This is a genomic window from Nocardioides sp. (assembly GCF_036374615.1).
GTDB lineage: Bacteria > Actinomycetota > Actinomycetes > Propionibacteriales > Nocardioidaceae > Nocardioides.
The window spans coordinates 1-19,777 of sequence record NZ_DASUTK010000201.1 but is presented as its reverse complement, the minus strand read 5'-3'; the positions used below and the strand labels follow the sequence as shown (position 1 = coordinate 19,777).

Genomic DNA, 19,777 nt, shown 5'->3' with positions numbered 1-19,777 from the left:
GTCCGCGATGTCATGAGACTTCTTCTGTCCGCGATGTCCTGAGCCTTCACAGTGCGCCATGGCGCACTCTCAGGCACACGCCGCGGAGGAGGGGCTACAGGGCGGGGTCGGTCCAGGCGATCTGGACGGTCTCAGCCCCGCCGTCGCGGGTGACCAGGCGACCGCGCCCCGGGGATGCCGGGGTGGGGCGGAGGGTGCCGATGAGCGGCCCTTCGTCGGGGCTGCCGGACAGCAGCAGTCCCGGCATCGCCAAGTCCCGCATCGACTGCAGCACCGACTCGTACAACGAGCGTGATGCACCGCCGGAGCGGCGGGCGATCGCGATGTGCAGCCCGGTGTCACGGGCCTGGGCCATCAGTGGTTGGAGTGCCGCGACCGGCGAGCTCTGCTGGGTCGCGACGAGGTCGTAGTCGTCGACCACGATGAACACCTCCGCCCCGGTCCACCAGGTCCGGTTGCGCAGCTGCTCCGGCGTCACGTCCTCGCCGGGGATCCGCTGCTCGAGGTACGCCGCGAGGTCGCGCAGCACCGGCGTGGCCTGGGTCGCGGAGGTCAGGTAGTTGAGGAGGTACTCGTCAGGCACCTCGCCGAGCAGCGACCGCCGGTAGTCGACGACGACGATCTGCGCCTCCTTCGGGGTCCGGGTGCGCATGATCTCGCGGACGTAGGCCCGCAGCACCGAGCTCTTGCCCGACTGTCCGTCGCCGAAGACCAGCAGGTGCGGCTCGGCGTCGGCGTCGAGGCCGACCGGCGCCAGCTCCTTCTCGTTGACACCGAGCAGCAGTCGCCGGTCGGGCAGGGACATCCGCTTCGCCTGGTCCTGTACGGCGGCGAGCTCGATGTGCTCCGGCAGCAGCCGCAGCTTGGGACCGGCCGGGCCGCGCCAGGCCCTCGCCACCCGGTCGACCAGGTCGTCGACCCCGTCGCCGACGGTGTCGGCGCTGGCGTCGCCGTCGATCCGCGGGAGCGCTCCGAGGAAGTGGAGCTTGCTCTGCACCAGACCCCGGCCCGGCCGGCCGGTGGGCACCAGCTGGGCGACCTTGCGGTCGATCTCGGAGTCCATGGCGTCACCGAGTCGAAGCTCAAGCCGGGTGCCGAAGACGTCGCGCATCGCGGAGCGGAAGTCCGCCCACCGGGAGGTGCCGGCCACGATGTGGAGCCCGAAGGTCAGGCCACGTGCGGACAGCTGCTGGATCTCCATCTCGATCGAGTCGAAGTCCGCCCGCAGCGTGGACCAGCCGTCGACGACGAGGAAGACGTCGCCGTAGCCGTCGTCGGCGCGCCCCTGCGCCCGGCGCGACCGGTAGGTCTCGATGGAGTCGATGCCCTGCTCGCGGAAGTACGCCTCGCGGCGATCCACGATCCCCTGCACCTCGGCCAGGATCCGGCGGACGACGTCCGGCTCGGACCGGGTGCCGACGCCGGAGACGTGCGGCAGCCGGCGCAGGGGTGCGAACGTGCCGCCACCGAAGTCGAGCACGAAGAACTGGGTCTCCAGCGGGGTCGTGGTCAGCGACAGGCTGGTGACGATCGTCCGTAGCAGCGTGCTCTTCCCGCTGCGCGGTCCACCCACCACGGCGACGTGGCCGGTGGAGCCGCTGAGGTTGATCGTGAGCGTGTCGCGTCGCTGCTCGCGCGGCCGGTCGACCGTGCCGAGCGGGACGACCATCCCGCCGAGCTCGCGCCACCGGCGCGACGCCAGCCCGAGCCGGGGATCCTCGGTCAGCTCGCCGAGCAGGTCGTCGAGCGTGTCGGGGACGTCCAGCGGCGGCAGCCAGACCTGGTGGGCGGCCGGCCCGTGCCCGGTCATCCGGTCGACGGCGACGTCGAGAAGCGACGTCTGCTCGCCGGGCTGCGACTCGGGAGCCGCCACCGGCTCGGGCTCGGGCTCGGCCGACGCCAGCGTCGTCACCGCGGAGATGGTGAACGGGAGGATCCCCTGCACGTGCCCGCCCTCGTCGCGTCGTACGCGCGCCCGGCCGGACGGCGGACCCGAGACGTACGCCGCCTTGAACCGCAGCATGCTGGTCGGATCGGGCTTGAGGTAACCGAGGCCAGGCACCGGCGGGAGCTCGTAGGCGTCGGGCACGCCCAGCACCGCACGGGACTCGCCGGCGCTGAACGTGCGCAGCCCCACCCGGTAGGAGAGGTGGGACTCGAGGCCACGGAGCCGGCCCTCCTCGAGCCGCTGCGAGGCGAGCAGCAGGTGCAGGCCCAGGGACCGGCCGAGTCGTCCGATCGCGACGAAGAGGTCGATGAACTCCGGCTTGGCGGAGAGCATCTCGGAGAACTCGTCGACCACGATGAAGAGCGACGGCATCGGCGCGAGATCCTCACCTGCGGCACGTGCCTTCTCGTAGTCGCGGATCGAGGCGAAGTTGCCCGCCTCGCGCAGCAGCTCCTGCCGGCGCACCATCTCGCCCGACAGGGCGTCCTGCATCCGGTCGACGAGGGTGAGCTCCTGGGCGAGGTTGGTGATGACCGCCGACACGTGCGGCATCTCCGACATGCCGGCGAAGGTCGCCCCGCCCTTGAAGTCGACCAGCACCAGGTTGAGCTGCTCGGGGGAGTGCGTCATCGCCAGGCCCAGCACCAGCGTCCGAAGGAACTCCGACTTGCCCGACCCGGTCGCGCCGATGACCAGGCCGTGCGGCCCCATGCCCTGCTGGGCGCTCTCCTTGATGTCGAGGTGGATCAGGCTGCCGCCCTCGCCCAGCCCGATCGGGACCCGGAGCCGGTCTCGTGCGGGTCGCGGCCGCCAGGCGGCTCCTGGTTCGAAGCTGTGTACGTCGCCGAGTCCGAGCAGGTCCATGAAGTCCGAGGGGCCGGTGATCTCGCCGCTGGGCTCGACCTCTCCGGCGGTGACGGTGTGGAGCGGGGTCAGGCGCCGCGCGAACGCCTCCGCCGTCGCCAGGTCACACTGGTCGCCCATCGCCTTCACGAGGTCCTCGCGCAGTCGCAGGGCCAGCATCGGGACCCGCCCACGGACCGCCGGTCCGCCGGTGAGCTCCAGGCGCAGCCGCGTGGAGTCCTCGAGCTCGTCCCAGCGGGTCGGGAGGTCGAGGACGGTGACGCCGTGCAGGCCGTCGGGTGGTACGACGTGGTTGCCGGGCGGCAGCGTCACACCGTCGGTGACGAGCAGGATGTGGGGTGTCGCGGGGCGCTCGTCGGCGCCGAAGCGCGGCCGCTCGCTCAGGTCCGGAGGGAGCAGGGCCGCGAGGTCGTCGAGCGAGGTCGTCACCATCCGCTTGGGACCGACCGCATCGGTCTCCTGGCCGCTCAGGTTGTGGGGCAGCCACTTCAGCCAGTCCCAGTGGATCAGGTTGTGCTCGGCTGCGAGGACGGCGACCACGAGGTGCTCCGGCGCGTGGAACGCGGCGGCCGAGCAGAGCATCGCTCGGGCCAGCGAGCGTGCAGGGTCGTCCTCGCCGCACACCTCGATCCGGTCGAAGGCGCGCAGGTCGATGCTGGCCGGCAGGTCGGGCTGCAGCCTGTGCACGACCAGCAGTCGGTGCAACGCCGAGGCGGCCGCCGGGTCGACCTGGTCGATCGGGGCGCTCTGCGGTGGCACCAGCTCGGTCGAGAGCGGTTGGGTACACGTGCCGTAGCGCACGTGCAGGAAGTTCTCGTCGCTGCTGGTGTGCTCCCAGACCCGGGTCCGGTCCTCGGCCAGCGCGGGGAGAGCGGTCGGTTCCGGATGGTGCCAGGTCAGGGCCTGTCGCTGCTGCTGGGCAGCATCACGCGCCACGGTGCGGATGTTGGCGAGGTAACGGAGGTACTCGGTGCGCGACCCCGTGACCTGCTGGGTGCGCTGCTTCCGCTGCCGGTCCAGCTGCACCACGATGAACCCGAGGGTCGCGAACAGGAACATGCCGGCGGCGATGTAGCTGCGCCCGGCGTTCGCCCCGGGCTGGCCGGCCATCGACGCGACCAGCACGATCGAGCCCAGAGATCCCAGCATCGGGATCGCGTTCATCAGGACGCCGCTGGCGCCCTCGCTCTGGTCGATCTCGGGCGGCGGCTGGAGGACGATCTTGCCGGTGGGCATCTCCGGTTGGTCGAGTCGGGCTCCCCGCAACGTCGTGCTCACGTCACGTCACCCCTGCCACGACGCCTCATGACCACTGCCAGGAGTCGAGGACAGACTGCACCAGCGCCTGCCGCTGCTTCTTGCTGCCGCCGATCAGGCTGAAGTCGATCCGGATCTGCTGACCGTCGCGCCACAGCCCGAGCTGCTCCTGGGTCTCGAAGGCCTGATCGCGGTTGGCGAGGTGGTAGGCAGGCTCGCCGTCGATCGTCCCGTCGGGCAGGCGCGGCTCGGAGCGCACGGACTCCTCGACCAGGGCGTCGAGCGTCGGTTCGCCGGACACGTCGGTGACGTCGACGAACACCAGCCCGTGCGGACGCTTGTAGAGCTGGGCGTTGTTCTTCGGCTGGCCGGAGCTGAAGCGGACCGTCCGTGACGTGACCGCTCCCATCCGCCAACCCTCGGGCCCGTTCACGGTGAACTGGCCGGCGTCGAACGCCTCACCGCTCGCACCCGAGCCGTTCTCGGTCTCCGACGGTTCCGCAGGGTCCGACGACGCGGACGGCTGGGCCGGTTCGCCGGACTCCGAGGAACCGGATGAGCCCGAGGACGCGCCTGCGTCGGGGCCGGCGTCGCGATCGTCGCCGCACCCGCACAGCAGGCTTGCCAGCAGGAGCACCGCGCCGAGGCGGGCGGTGCACCGCCGGAGGTGGTTGGTCATGGGACTCCCGAGGTCCAGGTCTTCGGCGCCGGGGGCGCGCACGGTCGCGACGAGAGGTCAGGCTACCGGGACCTCCCGCACGGCCCGCGGGCAGCGACTACCCTCAGGACGGCGACGCGGACCGACCTCCAGGGGGACATCGCATGACAGCCGGCTCGGGCGGGCTCGACACCATCGCCGTGAGCATCCACGGCCCTGCTGGTGTCGTCGACCTCGTCGTGCCCCCGGGTGCCGCAGCCGTCGACCTCGCTCGTGAGTACGCCGAGCAGGCAGCCCTGGCCTCCATCCCCCTGATCTACACCCGCACCGGCCAGCCGCTGCGCCCGGACGTCGCCCTGGACGACGCCGGCGTCGAGACCGGCGACGTGCTGGTCGCGACGACCACGGTCCACCGACCGTCGACCCCCACCCGCCACGTCCAGCCCGCGCCCCCCGAGGGACCACCGCATCCGTGGTCGGCCGCGTGGTTCTGGGCTGCCGGCTTCCTCGCCCTTCTCGCGGGAGCCTTCGCCACGCAGGCACCGGGCGAGCTCGGCTCGGTCGCGGTCGCACTGCTGGCGGCCGCGGTCGTCGTCGGGGTCGCCCCCGTCGGCAGGTACGCCGGTCACCGGGTTCTGGTGGCCCCGGCGTTCGCAGCCGCGGCCGCGCTCCCCGTGGTGTGGGACGCGACGCCGGAGCGGCTGCCACTCGTGATCGGCATGGTCGGGCTGGCCGCCGCACTGACCGCAGCGGTGGGTCGTGCGCTCGCCACCGGGCCCGACGAGGCGCTACGCGTGTGGATGGTCAGCGGCGTCGGCCTGTTCGTCCTCGCGGGGCTCGCTGCCCTGGCGGGGTTCTCTGCGGCGGTCGTGTGGTCGGTGGTCCTCGTGGTCTGCGTCATGGCCGGCCGGTTCGTCCCCATGTACGCCGTCGACATCGGCGACCAGTACCTCATCGACCTCGACCGGCTGGCGGTCACCGCCTGGTCGGCCCGCGAGCGCCGGACCGGTCGTCGCGGCCGGATCGTGGTGCCGGAGTCGACCGTGGCGCGACTGGCCTCGGGTGCCACGCGGACCATGACCGCGGCCGCTGCGGCGATCGCGGTGGCGGCAGCCCTCTCGTCGTACCTGCTGCTGACCCGCGTCGAGCCCGAGCTCGACCGGATCGGGGTGCGCTGCCTGGTCTTCTTCGCGGGCGCGGCGTTGCTGCTGACGGCCCGCAGCCACCGGCACACCGGGCCGCGCGTCCTGTTGCGCGTGGCGGGCCTGGCCTGTTGGGGGAGCCTCGGGTGGCAGCTGCTCGGCGAGCTCAGCGAGCCGCGGCTCGCAGCCCTGCTGGGCACCGCGATCGCGCTCGGGCTGCTGCTGGTGCTGCTCGCGGTGGCTACAGGCCGCGGCTGGCGGTCGGTGTGGTGGTCCCGGCGGGCCGAGGTCGCCGAAGGGTTCTGCGCCGCCGCGGCCCTGGCCAGCGTGGTGGCCAGCAGCGGACTGTTCCGCACCCTGTGGGAAATCGCGCCGTGATGTTTAGGGCGTGGTGCGCCGGGTAGGACGAGGTTGCCCGGGCGGGTGGATCCGGCCGGCGGACGATCGGACAGCGTCGGAGATCGAGCGGCTCGAGGCCGCAGACGGAACAAGCAGACCGACGAGCAGACGGACTAGCAGACGGACTAGCAGACGGAATGGGAGCAGTCGACATGGCAGCAAACGAGATGGGAATGGGCGAGGGCACCCTCAGCAAGGCAGCTGGCATGGTGTCGACCGCTCGACAGGACTTCCACCGGCTCAGCGGCGAGCTGGACGGTCAGATCGCCGGCCTCAAGGGCAAGTGGGCCGGCGCCGGTGGCCAGGCCTTCTTCATCCTCCACCAGGCGTGGACCGAGAAGCAGAAGCTGGTCGTGGACGCCCTCGACGAGTTCGAGGCCTCGCTGCGTGGCACCGAGAAGGACGCCACCAACGTCGACGACACCCAGGCCGCCAACTTCGCCAACTTCCAGAACAAGCTCTGATCCGAGCGACGGGACCAAGGAGACTTACGACATGAACCTCGACGGACTTCGCGTCAACCACGCCGGCCTCGACCAGGCGGCTGAGGACCTCTACGCGGCGGTCAAGAAGATCGACGAGCGGATGGACCGGCTCGAGGGTGAGCTCGCCCCGCTGCGCAGCGACTGGTCCGGCGAGGCCCAGGAGGCCTACAAGCGGGCCAAGGCCAAGTGGGACTGGGCGCTCCAGGAGATGCGCGACCTGCTCGACCAGACCAGCAAGACCGTCTACCAGTCGAACGCCGAGTACCGCGCCGCCGACATGCGCGGCGCCCAGAGCTTCGACATCTGAGCGTGCCGTAACGGCCGACCGGTCGGTGTCCTCAGCGGCTCCGGCCGGCCCCGGCGGCCCGTCTCCTTCCCTCGCACGACCACGCGGAGAACCACATGTACCCTCCCGACTTCCACATCCCCGACGCGGTGCCGCCGGGCGTCGCCGACGGCACCGTCGAGATCGATCCTGCCGCGCTCGAGAAGCTGCGGAAGGCGCTCGTCGACGCGGCTGAGCTGCTCGAGAGCGGCACGTTCCGCGACCTCGAGCTCGCCGACAACGCCTTCGGTGCGCGGCCGTCCGCGACCGAGCTCGGTCACGAGCACCGCACGGCGCACCGGATCATCGCCGACACGATCGCCGGCGTGACCTCGGACCTGTGGGGCTACCGCGACGGGGTGCAGCAGTTCGAGACGGGCATGACGACGGCCGACGACGTGGCGTCCGCCGACCTGCAGCGGGAGCAGGCCGCCGTCGAGGCGCTGGCGGCCTCCTCCGCGCTCAACCAGGGTGAGAACAGCTACCACCACGCCCAGCGGACCAACCTCACCGGTCAGCCGGACTCGACGCCAGGCGCCGGCGAGCCCGGGGGATCAGAGGGCGGGTCCGAAGGCGGGTCCGAAGGCGGGGATGCGTGATGGCCGGCGCCAACGAGCAGAAGCTGCGTGAGCACCTCGCGAGCTCGCGGGTGTGGCAGGTCCTCCTCGCGGAGTCCCAGTGGCGCCAGGGCGCGCAGGCCCTGGAGGACGTGGCGAAGGCGATCGAGGAGGCGCGACCGCTGGCGCGGGAGAACCTCGGGCAGCACACCGCCGACCAGGCAGACAAGGCGTTCGTCGCCATGCACGAGAAGGTCAAGCAGCGTCAGGAGCAGCTGAAGAAGGGGGCCGAGGCGCTCGCCTCGGCCAAGCAGGCCATCAACCGGGCGCAGGCGGTGGTGAGCGGCTTCGAGCGCGACGGCGATCTCCACGAACCCGCGCCGCCGGACTGGTCCGACGACGAGGTCAAGCAGATCCAGCAGCTCAAGGCCCACGGTTCGCGGATGACCGCCTACAACAGCGCGGTCGCGGCTCGCGAGGAGGCTGCGATGGCCGCGATCCAGGACGCCGACTCGACCAACCAGACCTCCACCGCGACCATGCGCGAGATCCAGGGCAAGCCCCCGCTGGACCACGGCGGTGGTGGCGGTGGCAGCACCCCCGGCGCCGGCGGCTCTACCGCGCCTCCTACAGGTACGACCACGCCGCCCGACGGCGACCCATCCACCTACGATCCGCCGACCGGGGCCACGCACGACCCGCCCACCGGTGGGACGAGCGACCCGCCGACGTACGACCCGCCGACCGGCGGCGTCGACGACCCCCCGATGTACGACCCGGTGACCGGCGAGCCGGCCACCGGCGAGGCCGGGCCAGGGGCCCCGACGGTCCTGACCACGCCCTCGAGCGGCTCGTTCGGCGGCATGGCGGGCGCGATCGGCGGCGGCCTCGCGGGTGGCGCGATCGGCATGGGCGCGATCCGGGCCGGCGGTGCGCTCGGCGGCGCCACTCCCGCCTCGGGAGCGCGACCGATCGGCAGCACCGCGCGCAGCGCTGCTCCCGGTGCCCTGGGTCGTGGCGCGGCCTCGGGTGGCACACCGGTGCGCGGCTCCGGGGCGGCGGTCCGTGGTGCCGGTGCAGGTGCGGGTGCCGGTCGCGGACCCGTGGGCTCACGTGGAGCCGGCGGCCGGGGTGCCGCCGGCGCGGCCGGCGGACGAGGAGCCGGAGGACGAGGTGCCGGCGGACGAGGAGCGGGCGCAGGTGCGGCCGGGGCGGCCGCCGGTCGGAGCCGGCAGGGCACGGACGAGCGCGACCCGCAGGTCGATCACCTCCACGACGACCAGGACTGGATCGACGACGAGGACGGCGCCCCGGGCGTGATCGACTGACCACGCGACAGCACCCGCCGCCCGGTCGGGTGGTGGGCCGGCCGGTAGCATGCCCCGCGTCCGTTCCGGGTCGGCGAGTGTCGTCGAGGAGATGGTTGCGATGAGTCAGGCGCCGACGAGTGCCTCGGGCCTGGTCAAGGTCACCGTCACCTCGGGTACCCGACGGGTCGACCTGGTGCTCCCCGCGGCCGTCCCGGTGGCCGAGCTGCTTCCTGAGCTGGCGCGCAGCGTCGGTCTGCTGGACGGCGCCACCGTGTACGGCGGCTACCGGCTGGTGACCCAGGAGGGTCGCGAGCTCGTTCCCGACACCAGTCTCACCATGCAGGGCGTCGAGGACGGCGTCGTGCTCACCGTCGCCGCCGGGGTCGACGAGCCGGCGCCGCGCGTCTACGACGACGTCGTCGAGGCGATGACCGACGTCGTCGAGCGTGACCTCAAGCCCTGGGAGCCGGCCGCCGGCCGTCGTACCGCGATGGCGGCGGCGTCCCTGCTGCTGGCGATCGGCGCGATCGCACTGCTGATCCAGGCGGGGAGCATCGCGGCCACGTCCGCCGCGCTGGTGGCGGTCGCCCTCGTGACCGGAGCGATCGTGCTCTCGCGCGCCCAGGGCGAGCCCGAGGCCGCGGTGCCGGTGGCGTGGATGGGCGCGGCGTATGCCGCCGTCGCCGGGCTGCTCTTCGCGCCCGACGGTGAGCTGCTGGCGCTGCCCGTGGCGTGTGCTGGGGCGGGGGCACTGGTGGCCGGGTTGATCTGCCTGGTCGGGCTCGATGAGGGCCGCACCCTGATGCTGCCGCCGGTCGTGGTCGGCGCGATCTTCCTCGCGACCGGGCTCGTCATGCAGATCGCGTCCTTCGACCCGGCCGTCGTCCTGACCACTGCCCTGGTCCTGATCGTGATCGCGGGCAGTGTGTTCCCGTGGCTGGCGCTGGGAGCGACCGGGACCAAGGTCGACCAGCTCTTCACGGTCGCCGACATCACGGCCGACGCCGAGGAGGTCGACGCCGCGGTGGTCGGGACGGACGCCCGCGTGGCCCACGAGATCCTGGTCGCGGTGTCGGGCACCGTCGGGTTGCTGCTGGTGCTGATCACGCCGCTCGCCGTCAGCCTCGGACTCTTCGGCACCCTGGTCGCACTCATGTGCTGCGTCGTCGTGATGCTCCGAACCCGCCAGTACCGCATCGGCGCCGAGGTGCTCGTCGGCCTGGTGGCGGGGGTCGCAGGACTGGCGACGGTCGCCGTCTCGGTGCTGTGGCTGCATCCCGAGTGGAGACCGGCGGCCGCGGTCACGCTCGCCGCGGCCGGGGCGGTGCTGCTGGCGGTGACACTGCTGCCGTCCACGCCGTCGGTGCGCCGCGGCCGGTTCGGCGACGTCGCCGAGACGATCGCCCTGGTCTCGCTCCCGCCGCTGCTGATCCTCGCGACCGGCGTCTTCGACGCGATCCGGAGCTGATCGGTGGCCACGAAGAAGGACCTGGTCGAGGCCTACTCGTTCAGCAGGCGGCGCCTGGTCACCGCGTTCGTCTCCGGTGCCCCCGGCGGCCGGGAGGTCGAGCCGTCGCGGCCTGGCCGCTCGATCGTCGGTGGCCTGGCGCTCGCCGTCCTCCTCATCGCCGGTGCTGCCATCGCCGGGATCTTCACCTCCAACGTCGACCCGGCCTGGGCGGAACAGCCCGGTCTGGTGATCTCGAAGGAGGAGGCCGAGGTCTTCGTCATCACCGAGTCGCGCCCGGACCCGGTGCTGCACCCGATCCTGAACATCACCTCCGCGAAGCTGATCCTCGGCAGCGACGTCGAGCCCAAGGTGATCCCCGAGAAGTACATCGCCGACGTCGAGATCGGCGCTGACCTCGGCATCTTCGGCGCGCCGTACGACGTGCCCGACGTGTCGCGACTGATCGAGAGCGGCTGGACGTCCTGCACCGACGGCGCTCGCGGCGGGCTCCGGCTCAGCCTCAGCGAGGGCGACCTGGTCTCGCCGGCTCCCGCGAACGGTGGCCTGCTCGTCAGCGTCGGGAAGGAGACCTGGCTGATCGCCACCAGCCGACCGGACCGCGACGGCGTCGTGAGCGCCCACCGCTACCTGGTGCCCGACGCCGACTCCACCAGGCAGGAGCTGGTGCTCGGTGCGCTCGGTGTGGGCTCCGGCGCGACCGAGGTCACCCCGGTCAGCCGGGAGTGGCTCAACCTGTTCCCGCAGGGAGCCGACATCTCCCCGTCCACCCTCGGGGTGAGACCTGACGCGGGGGCCGGTTCCGGCGAGCCGCGACCCGGCGGCCTGCTCGAGGTCAACGGTCTCCCGTACGTCGTCCTCGACGACGGGTCGGTCGCGGAGCTCGACGAGTTCTCGTTGGTGGTCGCCACCGGCTCCACCGCGCTGCCCCCGTCCGCGACGTACCAGGGCGACGTCGACGACCTCGAGATCGACGACGCCGGCGTCGTCGACACGCGGTGGCCGTCGACGACGCTCCAGCCGGTGTTCGGCGAGCGCTGCGCGCAGCTGGTGACCGAACGGGGTGCACCGCCCGTGGTGCGCCTGGTGCAGGACCCCGAGGGTGAGGCAGCGGCCACCGGCCGGAAGGGTGAATCGGTCGCGGTCGACGCGGGCGCGGGCGCCTACGTCCTCTCAGGCGGGTGGAGCGACGGCACTCGCGGCAGCCCGCTGGTGGTCGACGCCAAGGGGGTCGCCTACCCGCTCGAGGATCCGGACGCCTCCACCCAGCTCGGCTACGGGGGCTTCGACCCGCCGGTCGTGCCCGACAGCTGGGTCGAGCTCTTCACCGGTGGGGTCGCGCTGTCGCGGACCGCCGCCCTGTGCGAGCCCCAGATCGGGACCGAGCCGTGCGCCTAGGCCGGCTCGCCGTCGCGGGAGTGGTCGCGGTGCTGGCCGCCCCGGCAGCACCCGGGTGGGCGTCGGCCGGTGCCGCGGAGGCCGTCTCGTGCGCGAACGTCGACGCGGCCACCGAGCGATCGGCGACCACCACGCCGAGCGTCCCGCTCGAGCTGCTCGGTGTCGACCGGGCCACTGAGCTGCTCGGGCGACGCGGTGTCGCACCCGGCGAGGGAGTGAGGGTCGCCATCGTCGACTCCGGCGTGAACCGGTCGGCGTCGCCGATGGCACCGGTCACGGTGGTCGAGCGGGTGGCGTTCGGGGTCGGCGGTCCGGTCGTGTTCGGGCAGGGAACCAACCTGGCCGGTTTGGTCGCGGGCGGCGACCGGGAGGACGGGCAGCCGACCGGGGTCGCCCCGGCAGCGGAGATCGTCGACCTGCGGGTGTACGCGAAGCCGCTCGAGAGCGGCGCGCTCGACGTGCCCACCGACAACGTGCTGGCCGCCGTGCGGTGGTTGGTGGACAACGCCGAGTCCGAGCGCCTCGGGGTGGTCGTCATGGGCTTCGACGTCGAGCCGAGCCGCGAGCTCGAGCGCGCGATGCGTGACCTGACCTCGCGCGACGTCGTGGTCGTCGCCGCGACGGGGGACCGGCCGGCGGAGGGTCAGCCGGGGTTCGAGGACTTCGGCGGTGGCCCGACGCCCGGTGAGGATGCCGCCGGCACCGTGCAACCCGCGGCGTACGACGGCGTGCTCGGGGTGACCACCACCGCCGGCGGGGTCACCTCCGAGGCAGGATCGGGGGACGCCGCCGCCGCCGTGCTGCTCAGCAGCGACGTCGACGTCGCGGTGCCGTCGTACGGCGCGGTGACGCTCGCCCCGAACGGTGCGACCTGCGCGATCGACCCGATCAGCTCGGTGGCGGCGACCGGCATCGCTGCGGGCGTCGTGGCGCTGGTGCGGTCCGCCTATCCCGACGAGAACGCCGCGCAGATCGTGGCCCGGCTGACGGCCACGGCGAGCGGCGTGTCAAGTGCCCCGACCACCGCTACCGGCGCCGGTGTGCTGCAGCCGGTCGAGGCACTGACCCGGAAGCTCGACCCCGACGAGTCCGGTGCCGTCGACGACATGCCGCGCGCGGAGACCGCCGCCACCCGGGTCACCGCCCCGACGCCGCAGCCCGACCCGGTGGCCGGGGCCCTCGACGATGCCCGGTGGTGGGGACTGCTCGCCGGCGGCGCACTGGTCGTCGCGCTGCTGGCGCGACCGCTGCTGTCGCGGCGCCAGCGGAGCGACTGACCGATCGACAGGTCGACTCACGAGTCCCTCCCGTCACGGCGCTCGGCGAATCCCTGCACATCTCGGGTGTTGCCAAGGCCGAGGAGCGCAGGATTCCCCGGCGAGCCGGGGAATCCTGCAGCCCGCGCAGCCCACGACCACTCGAAACCGGCCGGCTGGTCAGCAGCGCTCGCTGCGACGCTCCATCAGCACAGTGTCGCGCCAGACCCCGTCGAGCTGCGCGATCCGGGTCCGCACCGCGAGGGTCCGGTACCCCGCCGAGCGGTGCAGCGCCAGGCTGGCCCGGTTCTCCGGGAAGATCGAGGTCTGCAGCGTCCACATGCCGGCAGCGTCCGCCTCGTTGACCTGGGTGTGGAGCAGCGCCGTGCCGACGCCGCGACCGCGGGCTCGCTCCGTCACGTAGACCGAGGTCTCACCGACCCCCGCGTAGCACTCGCGCGTCGACACCGGGGTCACGGCCGTCCAGCCGACGACCGACCCGTCGAGCTCGGCGACCCAGGCCAGACCCGGCAGCCACTTGGCCTGCAGCTCCTCGGCCGTGGGGACCGCGGTCTCGAAGGTGGCGTTCCGGGTGGCGAGGCCCTCGGCATAGATGTCGAGCACCGCGGCCATGTCACGGTCGGCCTCGACTGGCCGCACCGTCACGTCCGTCGGCAGATCGGTGGGGCAGCACGGCTGTGCGGACAAGGTGCCCATCACCACGTCCGCAGCGTGGGGCAGTCCGGTGCAGCACGCTGCGTTGACCGACACCAGGCTGGCCGTGCCGACCTTGTCGACCACGACGAACCCGACCTTCCTGAGGAGCTCGACGTGGTGGGAGCACGTCGACTGGCTGATGCCGAGCGCCCGGGCGAGCTCGCCCACCCGCATCGATCCCGAGGGAGACGTCGAGACCGCGTGCAGCAGTCGGACCCTGGTCGGGTCGGCCAGCACGCCGAACCACTCGGCGTAGTCCGCGGCCTCGGCCGTCGTGAGCGCAGCGCCGGCGGGCCGGTCCGGTTCCGGCTGCAGGACCGGCAACAGCTGGCGCTGGGCGGCGATGACCTCGGTCACAGGAGCTCCTTGCATTCATCGATCTTCATCGATATAGTGCGGGTGTGCTTACATCGATCACCGTCGATGATACCTGATCCAACGAACAGCCAAGGAACATCCAATGAACGGAGTGCCGTCGTGAACCACCCGATGATCATCGTGGGAGCCGGCCCGATCGGGCTCGCGGCCGCCGCCAACGCCGCCGACCGCGGGCTGGACTTCGTGGTCCTCGAGTCCGGTCCGCACGCCGCAGCCGCAGTGGCCGAGTGGTCGCACGTGCGGCTGTTCTCTGCGTGGCGCGAGCTCGTCGACCCGGTCGCTCGGCGACTGCTCGAGGCCGAGGGCTGGGCGGCCCCGCCCGCGGACGACTACCCGACGGGAGGCGAGTGGCGCTCGGCGTACCTCGAACCGTTGGCGAAGCTGCTGGGCGCCCGTCCGAGTGGCGAGGTCCGGTACGACGCCCGCGTGATCGGGATCGGTCGTTCCGGGCGTGACCTGTTGGTCGACTCCGGCCGGGAGTCCGACCCGTTCGTGGTCCACGTCGCGACCGCGCACGGCCGGGAGCGGCTGCTGGGCAGCGGCGTCGTGGACGCCTCCGGCACCTGGCGGCTGCCCAACCCGCTGGGTGCCGACGGCTACCCGGCCATCGGGGAGCACGAGAACCGGAACCGGATCAGCTACGGGACTCCCGACTTCGCCGATCCCGACGTCGCTGCCCGGTACGTCGGGAAGCACGTGGCGCTCGCAGGCAAGGGGGCCTCGGCCCAGGGCGCCATGATCGGTCTCACCCGGCTTGCCCGGCGGGACCCGGGAACCCGGGTGTCGTGGCTGCTGCGACGACCGAACGTCGGCGACGCGTTCGGCGGTGGCGACAACGACCAGCTCGCGGAGCGGGGTCGGCTGGGCCAGGCTGCGAAGGCGGCGGCGTCCACGGGCGTGGTGAGCGAGCTGACGCAGTTCCGCACCGAGGCTGTCCAGGTCCAGAGCGACGGCCGGCTCACGCTGGTCTCCTCCGACGGCCAGCGGGTCGCCGATGTCGACGAGGTCATCGTCGTCACGGGGTTCCGGCCCGATCTGTCCTTCCTCTCCGAGGTGCGGCTGGATCTCGACGCCGCGCTCGGCTCACCTCGCGTGCTCGCCGACCAGATCCACCCCGACCACCACTCCTGCGGCGACGTCCGCCCACACGGGCACCGCGAGCTCGCCCAGCCCGAGCCGGGTCTCTACCTCGTCGGCATGAAGTCCTACGGCCGGGCGCCGTCGTTCCTCGCCATGACCGGCTTCGAGCAGGTGCGGTCGGTGGTCGCCGCGCTCGACGGCGATCTCGAGGCCGCCGACCGGGTCGACCTAGTGCTGCCGGAGACGGGTGTCTGCAACGGGGCGGGGGCGTTCGACGAGACGTCGGCGGTGGCCGGCTCCGGCTGCTGCGGCACGACGTCCGCGCACGCCGAGCCGGAGCTGATCAGCCTGGGGCAGCGCCCCCAGTGACGCACGCGGCCGCCACTGGGACGGGAGCGGTCACAGTGGTGGCCGCTCACCCCGACGCGTTGAGCGGTCCTGACCTGCGGCGCGTGGTGGCCGTGCTCGGCCTCAGCCAGATCGTCTCGTGGGGCTGTCTCTACTACGGCTTCGCCGCCCTGCAGTCGTCGATCACGGCCGACACCGGCTGGTCCGCCACATCGGTGACCGCGGCGTTCTCGCTGGCCCTGGTGGTCAGCGCCGGGGTCGGGGTCTGGGTCGGGCGGCACCTGGACTCTCACGGGCCGCGGCTCGTGATGATCGGGGCCACGGTGCTCGCCGTTCCCGGGATGGTCACGATCGCGGCTGCGCCGTCACTGCCGTGGTTCTACGCCGGGTGGATGCTGGTGGGCGCGGCCATGGCCGGCACGCTCTACCCACCTGCCTTCGCAGCCCTGACCCGGTGGGGTGGGCAGGACCGCGTGCGCGCGTTGACCGCGGTCACCCTCGCTGGCGGGCTCGCCAGCACGGTGTTCGCCCCCCTGGCCGCCGCGGTCGACGCAGCGGCGGGATGGCGCACCGCCTACCTGGTCCTGACGAGCGTCGCGGTCGGGGTCACCCTGCCGCTGCACTGGTGGGGCCTTCGGCACCGCTGGACCCGACCCGCCGCATCGATCCCAGCCGCTTCGAGCCGACACGACACGACGGCGACTCGGGTGGCGACGACGCGACCCTTCGTGGCACTGGCACTCGCCAACGCCCTGGTGGCCCTGGCCGCGTTCGCCGTCGTCGTGAACATGGTGCCGATGCTGCGCGAGCAGGGGATGAGCACTCAGACGGCGGCCCTCGTGCTCGGGCTCGGTGGCGTCGGCCAAGTGATCGGGCGGATCGGGTACGCCCGGCTCGCGGCTTCCGCTGGCGTGACCACGCGCGGAGTCGTGGTGGCCGCCGCCGTGGCGGTCTTCACCGCTGCCTTCGCGGTTGCGCCACCCGTCGCCTGGATGGTGATCACGCTCGGGATGCTGCTCGGCCTGGCCCGCGGGCTGCACACGCTCGTGCACGCCACCGCCGTCACGGACCGGTGGGGCCCCACGTCGTACGGCCGCCTCAACGGCATCCTCACCGCTCCCGCCCTCGCGACGTCCGCCGCTGCACCCTTCGCCGGTGCGCTGCTGGCGAGTGCCACCGGCTCGTACGGCGCGGCGTTCCTCGTCCTCGCAGCGGTGGCCGCAGCCGGAGCGGTCCTGATGGTGGCCGCGACCCCGCCGTTCCGGCCCGACCCGACCTGATGAGGCCGGTGTGACATGCACGCCATCACCACCGGGCTGCCTCGCCGGCGTAGGACGGGCACGGCCGTCGCCGCCCTCGTCGCTGCGGCTGCGTGCTGGGGTCTGGGTACCGTCGTCTCCAAGCAGGTCGTCGACGACGTCCCGCCCCTGACCCTGCTGCCGGTCCAGCTGGCCGCCAGCTGTCTTCTCCTCCTCGCCCTCGCTGCGGCGCGCGGTGAGCTCGTCACTAGGGGTCGGTCCGGGCTCCGACTTGCTGCGCTCGGCGTCCTCAACCCCGGTGTCGCGTACGCCCTGGGGCTGATCGGACTGACCACGATCACGGCCAGCATGTCGGTCCTACTCTGGGCACTGGAGCCGGTCGTCATCCTGCTGCTGGCCGCACTCGTGCTGCGTGAGCATGTCTCGCTGGCACTCGGGTCGGGGGTCGCGGTTGCGGTGACGGGTGTCCTGCTCGTCGTCTACCAGCCGGGTGCGGCTGGTGCAACGGTCGGCATCACGCTCACGCTCGTCTCGGTCGCCTGTTGCGCGGTGTACACCGTCCTCATCCGTCGGTCCCTGCTCGACGACTCCTCGCTCAGGGTGGTGCTCGCCCAGCACGCGACGGCGCTGGTCTTCGCGGGCACGCTGGCCAGCGTGGTCGCACTGTTCGGCGGGCCCGGGTGGGATCTCGCCGGTCTCGATCGTGGCGACTGGGCGGGCGCGGCTCTCTCGGGAGTCCTCTACTACGGCCTCGGTTTCTCCTTGTACCTCGCCGGCCTGCGTCATGTCCCGGCGTCGGTCGCGGCGTGCTTCCTGCCACTCATCCCCGTGTTCGGGATCGTGGCGGGCTACTCGATCGGTGAGCGCTTGGAGCCGCGTCAGTGGCTCGGCGCCGTGGTCATCGTGGGGGCCGTCGCCGCGCTGGTGGGCTTGCAGAGCGAGCGTCGCAGCAGGCCGGGCCTGCGCGGAGGCGATCACTGACCGACGGAACTGGCCGGGGCTCTAGCCCTCGACCCCGGTCGAGCTGTGCGGTTCACCGACCGGCTTGCTCTCCGGGGAGCCTCGCTCGCGCAGGTAGATCGAGAGGACGGCCATCGACCCCACGGCCAGGAACTCCGACTGCCAGTTCTGCAGGCTTCGAGACCAGAAGTCGGCGTCGGTCAGGTAGGTGGGCCAGCCGATGGGGTCCTGCATGCGTTCGAGGCGGGTCTCGTTGTTGGCCGCCCATCCGGCGATCGACTGGATCAGCCAGGAAGCCAGGAAGGTGGCACCCATCACCAGTCCCAACGACCGTGAGAACAGTGCGGTCCGCCACCCTCCCGCCCTGGCCCAGGCAGGCGACTCAGGTCTCGCATGCTCGCCGACCTTCTGCTCCTCGGCCGACTCGCGGCCGGCCTTGTGCAGCTCCTTGGACTCCGGCGACCCTCGCTGCAGCAACCACACGGTGGCGGTGAGGTAGAGCAGGAACTGCAGGTACTCGCTCTGCCAGTTCTCGGAGACGTCGACCGCGAAGCTGGCCGACGTGACGTACTGCCACCACGTCAGCCGCCCGAGACCTTCGGCCACCTGCTCGGCGTTGAACTGGTGCCACCCTGCGAACGTCTGCCCGACCAGAGCCGCCAAGAAGGTGACTCCGAAGAAGAGGCTCAGCGAGTTCTCCCGGACGAAGGTGCGCAGGCCTCCGCCACGTTCAGGCATGCCTGAGGCCCATCACGAGCATGAGTGTCAGGCCGACACAGATGACAAGCAGGTACCCCACGAACACCGTGCGCATCTCAGCCTCCGGTGATCTGGCAGTCGTAGACGTCCGCGGGGCCTGGGACACAGCTGGCTGCGACCACGAGCCACCCGTCCTGGAACCGGGTGAGGAACGTCGTCTCCGCGGCGTAGCGGACCTGAGCCATCGTCCCGAATGCGCGCACGTCCTCGGGCGCCTCGACCTGCGGCACGCGCTCGGCCCGGATCGCCTCGGCACACGGGTCGCCGGAGCTCTGCTCGAGCTCCGACCTGGTGCGAGGCGCGAGCAGGGCGCAGGCACGTACGCCGTCGCCGGTTGCCACCGCCTCGTAGAAGTCGTCTGCCGCCGCACGGACGGACGCGTCCTGAGAGCCACCGCACGACGTGCTGGCCAAGGCGATCACCAGCAACGACGCGGCGGACCCGACCCGGGACCCGACCTTGGCCGACCACGTCACCTGGGACCGATACCCCATCGACCCTGCGACCATGCGCTGCTGGGTCGTCTCCGGAACGGCACCAGCCTCCATGCCAGGCCGATTCGCGCGCGGCGGGCGTGGGTACAGGCTGTCGTGGTGGGCAACCTGGAGGTGTACCGACACAAGCGCGACTTCCGGCGCACCCCCGAGCCGGCCGGCGAACTGGCCGCCGAAGCGGAGGGTCGGCGCTTTGTCGTGCAGCGCCACCGCGCCAGCCGGCTGCACTACGACCTGCGGTTCGAGATGGACGGAGTCCTGGTCAGCTGGGCGGTCCCCAAGGGGCCGACCCTCGACCCGGCTGTGCGGCGGCTGGCGATGCACGTGGAGGACCACCCGGTCGAGTACCTGCACTTCGAAGGGGTCATCCCGGCCAGGGAGTACGGCGGTGGCGACGTCATCGTGTGGGACACCGGCACGTGGGAGCCGGTCCACACCGACGACCCTGGCGCGGCGGTGCGTGACGGAGAGCTCCACGCCGAGGTCCACGGCAGCAAGCTGCGCGGTCGCCTCGTGCTCGTCAGACGCGACGACCGTTCCTCCGACTCCGACGGCAGCGAGGAGTGGATGCTGCTGCACAAGCGCGACGAGCACGCGGTGGAGGACTGGGACCCCGAGGACCACCCGCGCTCGGTCCTCAGCGGCCGCACCAACGACGAGGTGCAGGCCGACCCCGACCGGCTGTGGCGCTCCGACGCTCCGGCAGCAGAGGCCA

Annotated in this window: 17 protein-coding genes; 12 read left to right on the top strand and 5 right to left on the bottom strand. The window is 72.2% G+C overall.

Features of this window, described 5'->3' with window-relative positions:
* Positions 1–94 precede the first annotated feature (94 nt).
* Both eccCa and VFZ39_RS15670 read right to left on the bottom strand, forming a co-directional pair.
* Positions 95–4,090 (bottom strand): type VII secretion protein EccCa, encoded by a 3,996-nt coding sequence (eccCa, locus tag VFZ39_RS15675; protein ID WP_330866718.1) that lies wholly within the window; start codon positions 4,088–4,090, stop codon positions 95–97.
* A gap of 25 nt (positions 4,091–4,115) precedes the next feature.
* Positions 4,116–4,748 carry a hypothetical protein gene (locus tag VFZ39_RS15670; RefSeq protein ID WP_330866717.1) on the bottom strand — a complete coding sequence of 211 codons (633 nt, stop codon included), beginning with the start codon at positions 4,746–4,748 and terminating at the stop codon, positions 4,116–4,118.
* Positions 4,749–4,891: 143 nt separating this feature from the next.
* Between VFZ39_RS15670 and VFZ39_RS15665 the strand changes: the two genes are divergently transcribed.
* The 8 genes from VFZ39_RS15665 to VFZ39_RS15630 all read left to right on the top strand — a co-directional run bounded on the left by VFZ39_RS15665 (position 4,892) and on the right by VFZ39_RS15630 (position 13,088).
* Positions 4,892–6,247: a hypothetical protein gene (locus tag VFZ39_RS15665; RefSeq protein ID WP_330866716.1), complete on the top strand. Its 1,356-nt coding sequence runs from the start codon at positions 4,892–4,894 to the stop codon at positions 6,245–6,247.
* A gap of 173 nt (positions 6,248–6,420) precedes the next feature.
* The gene (locus tag VFZ39_RS15660) at positions 6,421–6,732 is read left to right on the top strand and encodes a WXG100 family type VII secretion target (protein WP_330866715.1); all 312 of its coding nucleotides are present in this window, start codon (positions 6,421–6,423) and stop codon (positions 6,730–6,732) included.
* Positions 6,733–6,763: 31 nt separating this feature from the next.
* A complete protein-coding gene (locus VFZ39_RS15655) occupies positions 6,764–7,060 on the top strand; it encodes a WXG100 family type VII secretion target (RefSeq protein ID WP_330866714.1) in 297 nt (98 codons plus the stop codon).
* Between the two features lie 95 nt (positions 7,061–7,155).
* On the top strand, positions 7,156–7,677 hold the full coding sequence (locus tag VFZ39_RS15650) for a hypothetical protein (protein ID WP_330866713.1): 522 nt from the start codon (positions 7,156–7,158) through the stop codon (positions 7,675–7,677).
* On the top strand, positions 7,677–8,963 hold the full coding sequence (locus VFZ39_RS15645; RefSeq protein WP_330866712.1) for a hypothetical protein: 1,287 nt from the start codon (positions 7,677–7,679) through the stop codon (positions 8,961–8,963). The genes VFZ39_RS15650 and VFZ39_RS15645 overlap by 1 nt, the downstream gene beginning before the upstream one ends.
* Positions 8,964–9,063: 100 nt before the next feature.
* A complete protein-coding gene (gene eccD / locus VFZ39_RS15640; RefSeq protein WP_330866711.1) occupies positions 9,064–10,413 on the top strand; it encodes a type VII secretion integral membrane protein EccD in 1,350 nt (449 codons plus the stop codon).
* Between the two features lie 3 nt (positions 10,414–10,416).
* Positions 10,417–11,811: a type VII secretion protein EccB gene (gene eccB / locus VFZ39_RS15635; RefSeq protein ID WP_330866710.1), complete on the top strand. Its 1,395-nt coding sequence runs from the start codon at positions 10,417–10,419 to the stop codon at positions 11,809–11,811.
* Positions 11,802–13,088, top strand: a complete 1,287-nt coding sequence (locus VFZ39_RS15630; RefSeq protein WP_330866709.1) for a S8/S53 family peptidase — start codon at positions 11,802–11,804, stop codon at positions 13,086–13,088. The genes eccB and VFZ39_RS15630 overlap by 10 nt, the downstream gene beginning before the upstream one ends.
* Before the next feature lie 159 nt (positions 13,089–13,247).
* Here VFZ39_RS15630 and VFZ39_RS15625 read toward each other — a convergent pair whose 3' ends face one another.
* On the bottom strand, positions 13,248–14,141 hold the full coding sequence (locus tag VFZ39_RS15625) for a metalloregulator ArsR/SmtB family transcription factor (protein ID WP_330866708.1): 894 nt from the start codon (positions 14,139–14,141) through the stop codon (positions 13,248–13,250).
* Positions 14,142–14,261: 120 nt separating this feature from the next.
* Here VFZ39_RS15625 and VFZ39_RS15620 point away from each other — a divergent pair, with 120 nt between their 5' ends.
* Genes VFZ39_RS15620 through VFZ39_RS15610 form a run of 3 tightly spaced genes read left to right on the top strand, consistent with a single transcriptional unit; the run spans position 14,262 to position 17,830 of the window.
* On the top strand, positions 14,262–15,611 hold the full coding sequence (locus tag VFZ39_RS15620) for an NAD(P)-binding protein (RefSeq protein ID WP_330866707.1): 1,350 nt from the start codon (positions 14,262–14,264) through the stop codon (positions 15,609–15,611).
* A 59-nt stretch (positions 15,612–15,670) separates the two neighbouring features.
* Entirely contained in the window at positions 15,671–16,870 is a 1,200-nt protein-coding gene (locus VFZ39_RS15615) for an MFS transporter (RefSeq protein WP_330866706.1), read from the top strand.
* 15 nt (positions 16,871–16,885) lie between these two features.
* Positions 16,886–17,830 (top strand): DMT family transporter, encoded by a 945-nt coding sequence (locus VFZ39_RS15610; RefSeq protein ID WP_330866705.1) that lies wholly within the window; start codon positions 16,886–16,888, stop codon positions 17,828–17,830.
* A 21-nt stretch (positions 17,831–17,851) separates the two neighbouring features.
* Here VFZ39_RS15610 and VFZ39_RS15605 read toward each other — a convergent pair whose 3' ends face one another.
* Both VFZ39_RS15605 and VFZ39_RS15600 read right to left on the bottom strand, forming a co-directional pair.
* Positions 17,852–18,547 carry a DUF6766 family protein gene (locus tag VFZ39_RS15605; protein ID WP_330866704.1) on the bottom strand — a complete coding sequence of 232 codons (696 nt, stop codon included), beginning with the start codon at positions 18,545–18,547 and terminating at the stop codon, positions 17,852–17,854.
* 77 nt (positions 18,548–18,624) lie between these two features.
* Positions 18,625–19,116: a hypothetical protein gene (locus tag VFZ39_RS15600; protein WP_330866703.1), complete on the bottom strand. Its 492-nt coding sequence runs from the start codon at positions 19,114–19,116 to the stop codon at positions 18,625–18,627.
* A 45-nt stretch (positions 19,117–19,161) separates the two neighbouring features.
* On the opposite strand from VFZ39_RS15600, the gene VFZ39_RS15595 reads away from it, so the two are divergent.
* Positions 19,162–19,777, top strand: a 616-nt coding sequence (locus tag VFZ39_RS15595; protein ID WP_330866702.1) for a DNA polymerase ligase N-terminal domain-containing protein, incomplete at its 3' end; no start/stop codon positions are given.